The sequence below is a fragment of the Thiobacillus sp. genome (genome assembly GCF_018780105.1).
In the GTDB taxonomy this organism is placed as follows: domain Bacteria; phylum Pseudomonadota; class Gammaproteobacteria; order Burkholderiales; family Thiobacillaceae; genus Thiobacillus.
In genome coordinates this window covers 364,288-376,554 of record NZ_JADMKC010000007.1, presented here as the reverse complement: position 1 = coordinate 376,554, position 12,267 = coordinate 364,288, and the positions used below count along the sequence as shown (strand labels likewise).

Annotated in this window: 13 protein-coding genes; 12 read left to right on the top strand and 1 reads right to left on the bottom strand. The window is 60.9% G+C overall.

What is annotated here, in order from left to right; genetic code table 11:
* Positions 1–60 precede the first annotated feature (60 nt).
* From IV098_RS08345 to folE2, 4 genes are all read left to right on the top strand, one after another.
* Positions 61–321 carry an exodeoxyribonuclease VII small subunit gene (locus tag IV098_RS08345; protein ID WP_296888005.1) on the top strand — a complete coding sequence of 87 codons (261 nt, stop codon included), beginning with the start codon at positions 61–63 and terminating at the stop codon, positions 319–321.
* Positions 314–1,201 (top strand): polyprenyl synthetase family protein, encoded by an 888-nt coding sequence (locus IV098_RS08340; protein WP_296888002.1) that lies wholly within the window; start codon positions 314–316, stop codon positions 1,199–1,201. Before IV098_RS08345 ends, IV098_RS08340 begins: the two co-directional genes overlap by 8 nt.
* Positions 1,202–3,055, top strand: coding sequence for a 1-deoxy-D-xylulose-5-phosphate synthase (gene dxs, locus IV098_RS08335; RefSeq protein ID WP_296887999.1), 1,854 nt, complete (start codon positions 1,202–1,204; stop codon positions 3,053–3,055).
* A gap of 63 nt (positions 3,056–3,118) precedes the next feature.
* On the top strand, positions 3,119–3,928 hold the full coding sequence (gene folE2 / locus IV098_RS08330; protein WP_296887997.1) for a GTP cyclohydrolase FolE2: 810 nt from the start codon (positions 3,119–3,121) through the stop codon (positions 3,926–3,928).
* A gap of 63 nt (positions 3,929–3,991) precedes the next feature.
* Here folE2 and IV098_RS08325 read toward each other — a convergent pair whose 3' ends face one another.
* Positions 3,992–4,642: a TIGR02281 family clan AA aspartic protease gene (locus IV098_RS08325; RefSeq protein ID WP_296887995.1), complete on the bottom strand. Its 651-nt coding sequence runs from the start codon at positions 4,640–4,642 to the stop codon at positions 3,992–3,994.
* Between IV098_RS08325 and IV098_RS08320 the strand changes: the two genes are divergently transcribed.
* From IV098_RS08320 to IV098_RS08285, 8 genes are all read left to right on the top strand, one after another.
* Positions 4,641–5,351 (top strand): type 1 glutamine amidotransferase, encoded by a 711-nt coding sequence (locus IV098_RS08320; RefSeq protein WP_296887993.1) that lies wholly within the window; start codon positions 4,641–4,643, stop codon positions 5,349–5,351. The two genes, IV098_RS08325 and IV098_RS08320, sit on opposite strands and share 2 nt — an antisense overlap.
* A gap of 96 nt (positions 5,352–5,447) precedes the next feature.
* Positions 5,448–5,861: a hypothetical protein gene (locus IV098_RS08315; protein WP_296887990.1), complete on the top strand. Its 414-nt coding sequence runs from the start codon at positions 5,448–5,450 to the stop codon at positions 5,859–5,861.
* Positions 5,862–6,027: 166 nt separating this feature from the next.
* A complete protein-coding gene (gene sat, locus IV098_RS08310; protein WP_296887989.1) occupies positions 6,028–7,236 on the top strand; it encodes a sulfate adenylyltransferase in 1,209 nt (402 codons plus the stop codon).
* A gap of 153 nt (positions 7,237–7,389) precedes the next feature.
* A complete protein-coding gene (gene aprB, locus IV098_RS08305; protein WP_296887987.1) occupies positions 7,390–7,863 on the top strand; it encodes an adenylyl-sulfate reductase subunit beta in 474 nt (157 codons plus the stop codon).
* 27 nt (positions 7,864–7,890) lie between these two features.
* Complete coding sequence (gene aprA, locus IV098_RS08300) at positions 7,891–9,912, top strand: adenylyl-sulfate reductase subunit alpha (protein WP_296887985.1); 2,022 nt, start codon at positions 7,891–7,893, stop codon at positions 9,910–9,912.
* A gap of 160 nt (positions 9,913–10,072) precedes the next feature.
* The gene (locus IV098_RS08295; RefSeq protein WP_296887983.1) at positions 10,073–10,984 is read left to right on the top strand and encodes a YkgJ family cysteine cluster protein; all 912 of its coding nucleotides are present in this window, start codon (positions 10,073–10,075) and stop codon (positions 10,982–10,984) included.
* A gap of 9 nt (positions 10,985–10,993) precedes the next feature.
* A complete protein-coding gene (locus IV098_RS08290) occupies positions 10,994–11,443 on the top strand; it encodes a DUF4124 domain-containing protein (RefSeq protein ID WP_296887981.1) in 450 nt (149 codons plus the stop codon).
* Positions 11,444–11,453: 10 nt separating this feature from the next.
* Positions 11,454–12,266, top strand: coding sequence for a CbbQ/NirQ/NorQ/GpvN family protein (locus IV098_RS08285; RefSeq protein ID WP_296887979.1), 813 nt, complete (start codon positions 11,454–11,456; stop codon positions 12,264–12,266).
* Position 12,267: the final 1 nt, after the last annotated feature.

Genomic DNA, 12,267 nt, shown 5'->3' with positions numbered 1-12,267 from the left:
CGCCCAATTCCGCAATCTCGGTTAAAGTATCGGGCTTTGTTTCTGCCCGGGTTCGATTTCATGGCCAAATCCCGCGCCGCCACACCCCCAAAAGATTACGAGTCCGCACTGGCCGAGATTGAAGCCATCGTGGCTGAAATGGAATCAGGCCAATTGCCGCTGGACGCCTCGCTGGCGGCCTACAAACGCGGCGCCGAACTGCTGAATTACTGCCGCCAGCAACTGGCCGATGCCGAACAACAGGTGAAAATCCTCGAAAACGGTACGCTGCAGAACTTCAAGCCCGATCCTTCCGCCCAAACCGCGTCTGCCGATGACTGATTTTGCCGCCTGGACGCGCGCCTGCCAGACACGCATCGAAGGCGTACTGGCCGCGCATCTCCCCCCCGCCCACATTGCCCCTGCGCGCCTGCACGAAGCCATGCGCTACGCCGTGCTTGACGGCGGCAAGCGGGTGCGTCCGCTGCTGGCGTTTGCCGCGGGCGAGTTCACCGGCGCCGATGTCGAACAGGTGCAGCACGCGGCCGCGGCAGTCGAATTGATCCATGCCTATTCGCTGGTGCACGACGACATGCCGACCATGGACAACGACACCCTGCGACGCGGCAAACCCACGGTACATGTCGAATTCGACGAAGCCACCGCGCTGCTGGTAGGCGATGCGCTGCAAAGTCTGGCGTTCGACATCCTTGCCGCGCAACCGCTGACTGCCGACGCGAACACCCAGCTGAAAATGCTGCAGCTGCTGGCGCAGGCGGCCGGTTCGCGCGGCATGGCGGGCGGCCAGGCAATCGACCTGGCCAGCGTCGGCAAACCGCTCGACCTGACCGAACTCGAGTTCATGCACATCCACAAAACCGGTGCGCTGATCCGTGCCTCGGTACTGCTGGGCGCCCAGTGCGGATTGCTGTCCGCAGCCACGGCCGGCGCGCTCGATCACTACGCCAAATGCATCGGACTCGCCTTCCAGGTGGTCGACGACGTGCTCGATGCCGAAGCCTCGAGCGCCACGCTCGGCAAGACCGCAGGCAAGGATGCCGCCAACAACAAGCCGACTTACGTCAGCCTGCTCGGCGTGGCGCGTGCACGCGAACTGGCACAGGAGCTGCGTGCCGACGCGCACGCCACGCTGGCGCAGGCCGGCGCATCGGCCGACCGCCTGCGCCAGCTGGCGGATTTTGTCGTCGAGCGCGCTTTCTAAATGACGGGGCCTTTGCTCGACACACTGAATTCGCCGGCCGACCTGCGCGCCCTGGCGCCCGCCGACTTGCCGAAACTGGCGCAGGAACTGCGTACGTTTCTGGTCGAATCAGTCGCGCAAACCGGCGGCCATCTGGCCTCCAACCTGGGCGCGGTGGAACTGACACTGGCCCTCAACTACGTATTCGACACGCCGAGTGACCGCATCGTGTGGGATGTCGGCCACCAGAGCTACACCCATAAAATTCTCAGCGGCCGCCGCGCCGCCATGGCCGGACTGCGGCAGCCGGGCGGCATCGCCGGTTTCCCGCGCCGCGCCGAGAGCGAATACGACGCGTTCGGTGTCGGCCATTCCAGCACCTCGATCTCGGCGGCGCTCGGCATGGCCGAGGCCTTCCGCCAGACAGGCTCCAGCCAGCGCGCGGTCGCGGTGATCGGCGACGGCGCGATGACGGCGGGCATGGCGTTCGAAGCGCTGAACAACGCCGGCGCCACCGACCTGCCGCTGCTGGTGGTGCTGAACGACAACGACATGTCGATTTCGCCCAACGTCGGCGCGCTCAACAACTATCTGGCACGGCTGATGTCCGGCAAGTTTTACGCCGCAGCCCGTCGCGCCGGCGAAAAAGTCCTGTCGGTTGCGCCGCCGATCCGCGAACTCGCCAAGCGTGCCGAGGAACACATGAAGGGCATGGTGACGCCCGGCACGCTGTTCGAGGAATTCGGCTTCAACTATATCGGCCCGGTCGACGGCCACGACCTCGACGTGCTGCTGGATACGCTGTCCAATATCAAGCAGCTCAGCGGCCCGCAATTTCTGCACGTGGTCACCCGCAAGGGCAAAGGCTACGCCCAGGCCGAAGCCAATCCCTGCCTGTATCACGGCGTATCGCGCTTCGACCCGGCCGCCGGCATCGCCGAAAAAACCGGCGGCAAGCCCACCTACACCCAGGTCTTCGGCGACTGGCTGTGCGACATGGCGGCGGCCGATCCGCGACTGGTCGGCATCACGCCGGCGATGCGCGAAGGCTCGGGCCTGGTGCGTTTCTCGCAGGACTATCCCAAGCGCTATTTCGACGTAGGCATCGCCGAGCAGCATGCGTTGACGTTTGCCGCAGGCCTCGCCTGCGAAGGCGTCAAGCCGGTCGTTGCAATTTACTCGACCTTCCTGCAGCGCGCGTACGACCAGCTGATCCACGACATCGCCCTGCAGGATTTGCCGGTGATGCTGGCGATCGACCGCGCGGGCCTGGTCGGCGCGGATGGCCCCACCCATGCGGGCAGCTTCGACCTGAGCTTCCTGCGTTGCATCCCCAACATGCTGATTGCCGCGCCTTCGGACGAAAACGAATGCCGCCGCCTGCTGACCACCGCCTATCTGCACAAGGGCCCTTCGGCGGTACGCTACCCACGCGGCAGCGGCAAAGGCGCGGCCATCGAGCCCGGGCTCGAACCGCTTGAACTGGGCAAAGGCATCCTGCGCCGTAGCGGCCGCGACATTGCCCTGATCGCATTCGGCAGTCTGGTCGCGCCCGCGCTGACGGCCGCCGAAGCGCTCGACGCCAGCGTTGCCGACATGCGTTTTGTGAAACCGCTGGACCTGGATTTGCTGCGCGCGCTGGCCCACCAGCACCGGCTGCTGGTGACGCTGGAAGAAAACGTGGTGGCTGGCGGCGCCGGCGCCGGCGTGGCCGAAGCGCTGTCCGCACTCGGCATTCAGGTGCCCGTGCTGCATCTCGGCTTGCCCGACCGCTTCATCGAACACGGCGACGTGCCTGCCATGCTGGCCGAATGCGGCCTCGATGCGGCAGGAATTGAACGCGCCGTCCGCCAGCGGATAACCCTATTACCCTAGTAGTTTACTCAACTATTATGGCAGTTTATACTGAGTCTAAACTGAACCCATAAGGAGCCTGCCATGAACCAAGTTTGCGATACCGCCGTCTGCATGCCGGACGTACAAAACTCGGTCGACACCCGGCAAATCGCCATCGACAAGGTCGGCATCAAAAGCATCCGCCACCCAGTCCGGGTCGCGGACAAGACAGGCGGCGTCCAGCACACCATCGCCAACTTCAACATGTACGTGTACCTGCCGCACAATTTCAAGGGCACCCACATGTCGCGTTTCATCGAGATCCTCAACACGCGCGAGCGCGAGATTTCGGTCGAAAACTTCGAAGGCATGCTGCGCCAGATGGTCGAACGCCTCGAAGCCGAATCGGGCTACATCGAAATGAGCTTCCCCTACTTCGTCAACAAGACCGCGCCGGTTTCTGGCGTGCAAAGCCTGCTCGATTACGAAGTCACCTTCATCGGCGTGATCGAGAACGGCAAATTCACCCACACCACCAAGGTACTGGTGCCGGTGACCAGCCTGTGCCCCTGCTCGAAAAAAATCTCCGAATACGGCGCGCACAACCAGCGTTCGCATGTGACTGTCACCGCGAGAACCAATGGATTCCTGTGGATCGAGGATCTGGTGCGCAAGGTCGAGGATCAGGCTTCATGTGAACTGTTCGGCCTGCTGAAACGTCCGGACGAGAAATACGTCACCGAGCGCGCCTACGACAACCCCAAATTTGTCGAAGATATCGTGCGCGACGTGGCCGCAGCCATGAACGCCGAGCCGCTGATTGACGCCTACATCGTGGAAGCCGAAAACTTCGAGTCGATCCACAATCACAGCGCTTATGCGCTGATCGAGCGCGACAAGACCAAGCATTGATTTCCGCTGCTTGAATTGAACAAGGCCTGCGATTGCAGGCCTTGTTTTTTGGCACGCGGAGAATCAGAAGCGCTGTGTCAGCGTCATGGTCTGTCCGTCGCGCTTCATTTCCATCCGGTTGAGAAAGCTCATGCCCAGCAGCGGCACACTCAGGCCCGACTCCACCACCATGCCGTCCACCTGATTGAGCACGATCCCGCCCACTTTGACCGTGTTGAATTTGACGTGCCAGGCCGGCACGACGCCCCCTGCCGTATTCACCCCCGTGGCTTGCCCAGCCCGGTAATCGAGTCCGATGCGGCGCGCCTCGGATGCATTGATGGCGATCGTGGTGGCGCCCGTATCGACCAAAAAAGTAACGGGAAAGCCATTCAGGGCGCCCATCGCCGCAAAGTGCCCGCGCGAATCGGCTGTCAGCGACACGGACTGGCGCGTTCCCACCGGCGTTCCACCCGCGAACGATTGCCCCATGGCGAGGCTGCGGCGCTTGCCGTCGACCTCGATGCTGGCGCTGGCGGAATCGGCCGCAACCAGCTTCACGCCCTGCACAGTCTGCCCGACGCTCAGCGTGCGCGGCTTGCCGCCGTCGATGCTGACGATGGCCTTGTCCTTGAACAAGCCCATGACCGAAACGCTGGCTGCCCATGCCGCCGAACTGGCGACACAAACTCCGGCTAAGATAGCGACGGAAATTTTTTGCTTGAGGGTCATCATGAATCCTGTTCTGGTATTTCGTCATTCCCCGACCGAAGGGCCGGGCTATTTCACCACGTTTCTGGATCGCCACGGCATCCCCTGGCAGTTGGTACGCATCGACGCGGGCGATGCCGTGCCCGAAACCCTTAACGGCATCTCCGGGCTGTGCTTGATGGGCGGGCACATGAGCGTCAACGACGACCTGCCCTGGATCCCGCCGGAGCTGAACCTGATACGCCAGGCAGTCGCGGCCGGCGTGCCCGTGATCGGCCATTGCCTGGGCGGACAGCTAATGTCGAAAGCGCTCGGCGGTTCCGTCAGCCAGAACCCGGACAAGGAAATCGGCTGGGGCGATGTCCGCATCACGGATATCGAAGCGGCGCGCCCCTGGCTGGGCGACACCCCGCAGTCAATGCCCGCCTTTCACTGGCACGGCGAGACCTTCAGCGTACCGCCCGGCGCCACCCGGATTCTCGAAAGCGCCTGGTGCACCAACCAGGCCTTCGTTCTGAACGATCGCCATATCGGAATGCAATGCCACGTCGAAATGACACCCGAACTCATTGCCAGCTGGTGCGAAAACGGGGCAGCCGAAATCGCCGCCAGCGGGAGTCCAGGCGTGCAGTCGCCCGATTTGATCCAGACAGACGTCGAAGCGCGTGCCGCCCAACTGCACCAACTGGCCGACAAAATTTATTCCCGCTGGATTCAAGGGCTTAGCCGATAAGCCCCGAGCCCTGCTGGACAGTCGCTTGATGCGGCGTAGGATAAGCGCCGGGTTAAACCCTGCCTTACCCGCATCATCTGAAATAACGGAGGATTTATGGAAAACGTCGACTACACCCATTTCGATTTTGGTGAACGCCTGAATGGTTTCATTCACGAAGTCATGAACTATGGCGGTGCACCCCGCGCCGAGAGCGACCTCACCGAAGGCCAGAAGGTCTTTACGCGGGCAGTCAAGCGCGAGATGGTGAAATACGCCGATCCCAACCGCCATGGCTATCCGCACAACCTGCTGGAACAAATGGAATCCTTCACCCGCACGATCGGGGATCTGCACAATTCCTATTTCGATTCCGGCATGCGCAAGGTCAGCGACTGCCTCTACAACCGCTGGAAAATGCTTTACGACGAGACCAAAAAACTCGCCGCAGCGGGTGGCGACACCAAGCCGGCCTGGGTGGATGTCATCAAGACCGAGCAGACCGACATGCCTGCCTTCTTCGACGCATAAGCCACTGTTTATAAATAAAAAAGCCCGGTTTTCCCGGGCTTTTTTATTGCCCACCCGCAATATCAGCCCCACTTATCCTTTTATAAAAATAAAGCATTATTCATGCGCCAACCGCGGTGCTATCCTGCCCGGACTCTAATACCCACATAAAATCTGAGGAGACAGCATGTCCAAACTGGTACGCCCCCACGGCGGCGGAGAACTCAAACCCCTGTTGCTGACAGGAGATGCCCTTGCCGCCGAGAAAACGCGTGCCGCGTCGCTGCCCAAGATCAAACTGAGCTCGCGCGAAACCGGCGACCTCATCATGATGGGCATCGGCGGCTTCACACCGCTGGACGGCTTCATGACCCGCGCCGACTGGGAGGGCGTATGCGACGGCTACAAGATGGCCAGCGGCCTGTTCTGGCCGATCCCGGTCACCCTCTCCACCGACGACGAAACCATCAAGGCGGGTGACGATGTCGCGCTGCTGGACGGCGAATCCGGCGAGATCATGGGCACCATGAAGGTGACCGAAAAATACGGTATCGACAAGGCCCACGAGTGCATGCAGGTCTACAAGACCACCGACCTCGAACACCCCGGCGTGAAAATGGTCATGGCCCAGGGCAAGTACAACCTGGCCGGCCCGGTCAAGGTGCTGTCCACCGGCAGCTTCAAGGAAGAATACGGCGACCAGTTCATGACCCCCGCCGAAACCCGTGCCAAGTTCGAGCAATTGGGCTGGTCCAAGGTCGCCGCCTTCCAGACCCGCAACCCGATGCACCGCAGCCACGAATACCTGGCGAAAATCGCCATCGAAACCATGGACGGCGTGCTGGTTCACTCACTGCTCGGCGCACTCAAACCGGGCGACATCCCTGCCGAAGTGCGCTCCGAAGCCATTTCGGTACTGGTCGAGAACTACTTTGCGCCCAATACCGTCATCCAGGCCGGTTACCCGCTCGACATGCGCTATGCCGGCCCGCGCGAAGCGCTGCTGCACGCGCTGTTCCGCCAGAACTACGGCTGCTCGCACCTGATCGTCGGCCGCGACCACGCCGGTGTAGGCGACTACTACGGCCCGTTCGACGCACAGAAAATTTTCGACGAGATCCCCAAGGGCTCGCTCGAAACCCAGAACATGAACATCGACTGGACCTTCTGGTGCAACAAGTGCGGCGGCATGGCCTCGCAGCGCACCTGCCCGCACACCAAGGACGACCGCATCCTGCTGTCCGGCACCAAGGTACGTTCGATGCTGTCCGAAGGCCAGGACCTGCCGGTCGAATTCAGCCGTCCGGAAGTCGCCAAGGTGCTGCAGAAGTATTACGCCGGCCTGACTGCCGAACAAAACGTCAAGGTCGAACTGAAAGGCCATTCGGCCGCATGATTTTTTCCGGGCAACCGCCATGCGGTCCCGGACAAGGGTTTTAGGACACGAGCCTACCGGAAGCGGACTCGCGATACGCCCCGGCCAAGGACGGGTTCAGTTCTAATCGGACCGCGACGTACGCGGATTGTTAGCTAACTTTAGGAGACTGTAATGCCAACCTATGTTCGTACCGATAAGTGCGACGGCTGCAAAGGTCAGGATAAGACCGCTTGCATGTACATCTGCCCGCACGATCTGATGAAGCTGGACAAGGACGGTTCGGAGACCGGCCACGCCATGCGTGCATTCAACCAGGAACCCGAGCAGTGCTGGGAATGCTATTCCTGCGTGAAAATCTGCCCGCAACAGGCGATCGAATGCCGCCATTACGCTGACGTTGTGCCGCTGGGCGGCATGGTGCAGCCGCTGCGCGGCTCCGACTCCATCATGTGGACCATCAAGTTCCGCAATGGCGTACTGAAGCGCTTCAAGTTCCCGATCCGCACCACGCCCGAAGGTTCGATCGATCCCTATGGCAATAAGCCCATGCCCAAGATGGCTGAAATCGAATCGACCGGTTCGTTCACCCGCGACATGATGGGTGGCTACCGCGCTGGCAACCCTGCCGAACTGATCCGCAAGTAATCCCGGTTAAATAGAGAGGTAAACGAAATGGCTGGAACATTTGGTAATCCCGAAGTTATCCAGGAGGAAGTAGACATCCTCCTGATCGGCGGTGGCATGGCATGCTGCGGCGCCGGTTACGAAGTCATGCGCTGGGCCGATGCGGCCAAAGCCGAAATGGGCATCGACCTGAAAATCAAGCTGGTCGACAAGGCTGCAATGGACCGCTCCGGCGCTGTGGCGCAGGGTCTGTCCGCAATCAACACCTACATCGGCTCCGAGCAGGATCCCGCCGACTACGCCCGCATGGTCTCCAACGACCTGATGGGCATCACCCGCGACGACCTGGCCTACGACCTGGGCCGCAACGTCGATGATTCCGTGCACCTGTTCGAAGAATGGGGTCTGCCGATCTGGAAAACCGACGAAAACGGCGAGCGTCATGACGGCGCCCAGGGTCTGCCCGCACTGAAGGACGGCGGCAAGCCCGTGCGTTCCGGCAAATGGCAGATCATGATCAACGGCGAATCCTACAAATGGATCGTTGCTGAAGCCACCAAAAAAGCGCTCGGCATGGACCGCATCGAAGAGCGTATTTTCATCGTCAAGCTGGTCAACGACAAGAACGACCCCAACCGCATCGCCGGCGCCGTCGGTTTCTCGACCCGCGACCATAAAGTCGTGGTGTACAAGGCCAAGGCCATTCTGCTGGCTGCTGGCGGTTGCGTAAACATCTTCCGTCCGCGCTCTGTCGGTGAAGGTACCGGCCGCGCCTGGTATCCGGTGTGGAACGCAGGTTCGACCTATGCGATGGCTGCCGAAGCCGGCGCCGAGCTGACCATGATGGAAAACCGCTTCGTGCCCGCCCGTTTCAAGGACGGCTACGGCCCGGTTGGTGCCTGGTTCCTGCTGTTCAAAGCCCAAGCCGTCAACGCCTACGGCGAAGTCTACATGGTGAAGAACAAGGAACTGCTGAACGACTACCCCCCCTACGGGCAGGCAGCCGTTCCCGCATCGTGTCTGCGTAACCACCTGATGCTGAAGGAAATGAAAGAAGGCCGCGGCCCCATTTACATGGACACCGTGACCGCTTTGGCAAAACTGCGTGAAACGCTGACCCCGCGCGAAGTGAAGCACCTGGAAGCAGAAGCCTGGGAAGACTTCCTCGACATGTGCGTCGGCCAGTGCGGTATCTGGGTCGGGGAAAACATCGAGCCGGAGAAGAAAAACTCTGAACTGATGCCGACCGAGCCCTACCTGCTCGGCTCACACTCCGGCTGCTGCGGCATCTGGGTGTCGGGTCCGACCGATATCGGCGCACCGACCTCCGAAGACCACGCCGATGCAGACAAGATCCCGGCTCACCTGCCCAAGGGCTGGAACTGGGGCTACCGCTCGATGACCACGGTCAAGGGTCTGTTCACCGCCGGCGACGGCGTGGGCGCATCCGGCCACAAGTTCTCCTCCGGCTCGCACGCCGAAGGCCGCATGTGCGCCAAGTCCATGGTCAAGTACTGCATCGACAACAAGGATATGAAGCCCGAACTCGACACCTCCGTCGAGCAACTGGTGGAAGACATCTACAAGCCGGTGCGTACCTTCCTGGAGCACAAGGACTACACCACGGCGATCGACGTCAACCCCAACTACATCACGCCCAAGATGCTGCAGTTCCGTCTGCAGAAGATCATGGACGAGTATGTTGCGGGTGTCGCCACCTACTACACGACCAACGCAAACATGCTGGGCGTGGCAGAAGACAAGCTGAACATGCTGAAGGAAGATGCCGAGAAGATGCGTGCAAAAGACCTGCACGAACTGCTGCGCGCGTGGGAAAACTACCACCGCATCCTGACCGCCGAAGCCCACATGAAGCACATCCAGTTCCGCCAGGAAAGCCGTTACCCCGGCTTCTACTACCGCATGGACAAGAACTTTGTCGATGAGGAAAATTGGCACTGCTTCGTGAACTCGGTCTACGACAAGAACTCCAAACAGTGGAACTGCTTCAAGCGCGCCCACGTGGATCTGGTCGACAAGTCCAAGCTGTTCAAGCCCGCTGCGCATTAATCCGCGCATACAGCATGAAGACGGGCACCTTCGGGTGTCCGTTTTTTTTCCGGCAGGCAAAACAGCATGCCCGACAAGGTTTAGCATCCAGCCGAAAGCGCGTAACCTCGCGTTTTCATGTGTGTGTTAAGTAATGGGGTTGCCCCCACAGAAAGCTGAAATGAACGAAAACGAATTCAAAGACCTGATCGACGACTCTCCCTTCGCGGGCAGCCCGGTCAAACCCATCATGCTGGCAGAAGACGCTTCGCTGCAATTCCGTTGCCACCGCAACGTCAAATGCTGGAATGCCTGCTGCAGCAACATCGACATTCCCCTCACCCCCTACGATGTGCTGCGCCTGAAAAAGCGCTTGGACATGTCGTCGGGCGACTTCCTCAAGCAGTACTCGATCCCGTTCGAAATGGACAAGGAAGGCATGCCCGGCATCAAGCTGAATCCAGTCGAAGGCGGGACCGCCTGCCAGTTCATGACACCCGAAGGCTGCGGCGTCTATGAAGACCGCCCCACCGCCTGCCGTTACTACCCGGTCGCGCTGTTGACCATGCGCCGTTCCGATGAATACGTCGATCGCAGCGCCTATGCCCTGGTGCGGGAATCGCACTGCCTCGGCCATTTTGAAGACAAAACCCAGACCATCGAGCAATACCGCGCCGAGCAAGGCGTGGTCGAATATGACGAAAAAGCGCATGCGTGGCGGCAACTGGTGGTCAAGCGCAAGTCGGCCGGCCCCACCATCGGCAAGCCTTCGCCAGTCTCGAACCAGCTGTTCTTCATGGCCAGCTACGACATGGACCGCTTCCGTGCTTTTGTCATGAGCCCGAGCTTCAATGACACCTACGATATTCCGGTCGAAATCATGGCGGCGCTGATCGCCGACGACGAAGTCCTGCTCGATTTCGGCATGAATTTTTTGCGCCACGCCTTATTCGGCGAAGAGTTCGTCAAACAGCATCCGGGTGCCTACGAAAAACGTGTGGCACGCCGCCGCGCCCTGGCCGAGCAAAATCCGGAAGCCGAAATCGAGCAGAAAATGGCGAACGAGGACGACAAATACTCGGGTGAACATTAAGCGATGCGGATGACCTTCGTGACCGGTGTGACAGCCCTGCTGCTGGCGAGCAGCGCGCAGGCTGCCACGCTCAACAAATGCATCGATGCGATGGGACAGGTGACGTATTCCAACCTGCCCTGCCGCAACGCGCACAAGACACAGGCGGTGGAAATCGATCCGGCTCCTGCGCCCGATCCGGTCAAACCGGCTGCGCCCAAGCTGGCTCCGGTGAAAGTCGCGCCGGTGAAAACCCCGCCGGAATCCGACAGCGCACCGCAGCTCAGCACCAACTCCAATGGCAAGCCCGCCAAACCCGCCTCGGCACGCCAATGCGACAGCCTGAGCGACAAATTGGGCTCGATTTTCGACAAGATGGACGAAGCGCGCCGCAAGGGCTACACCCAGGAACAGATGAACAAGTGGAACCAGGAAATTCAGTCCCTCGAAGCCAAAAAACAGCAGTCCGGCTGCTTCTGATTGCCTCCCCATGAACGCACGCACCCTCGACCCCGCCCATCATCTGATCGAAAAAGAGCCTTATTACGAGGCCGTCGGCGACGAAATTCAGCTGTTCGAAGCCGCCTACCGGCAGCAGATTCCGGTCCTGCTGAAAGGTCCCACCGGCTGCGGCAAGACGCGTTTCATGGAACATATGGCCTGGCGCCTGAAGCGCCCGCTCATCACTGTCTCGTGTCACGACGATCTCACCGCGTCCGACCTGGTGGGGCGCTATCTGGTCAAAGGCGGCGAAACCGTCTGGGTCGACGGCCCGCTCACTCGCGCGGTGCGCTGCGGCGGCATCTGCTACCTCGATGAAATTGTCGAGGCGCGCAAGGACACCATGGTGGTGATCCACCCGCTGGCAGACGATCGTCGCAATCTGCCGATGGAAAAACTCGGTCAGGTGGTCGAAGCGCCGCCCGAGTTCTGCATGGCGATTTCCTACAACCCGGGCTATCAAAGCGTGCTCAAGGACTTGAAACAATCCACCCGGCAACGCTTCGTCGCACTTGAATTCGACTACCCCGGCGCAGCGCTGGAGCGCCGCATCGTCGCCACCGAATCCGGCGTCTCCGACGCCATCGCCGACAACCTGGTGCGCTTCGCCCAGATGACGCGCAACCTCAAGGGCAGCGGGCTGGAGGAAGGCGCGTCGACGCGGCTGCTGGTGCACGCCGGCAAACTGATCGCCGACGGCGTCAGCCCCGTTTCGGCATGCAAAGCGGCCGTGGCGCAGGCCGTCACCGACGATGCCGATATGCTGAAAGCCATCCAGGAACTGTCCTCCTCGATCTTCTGAT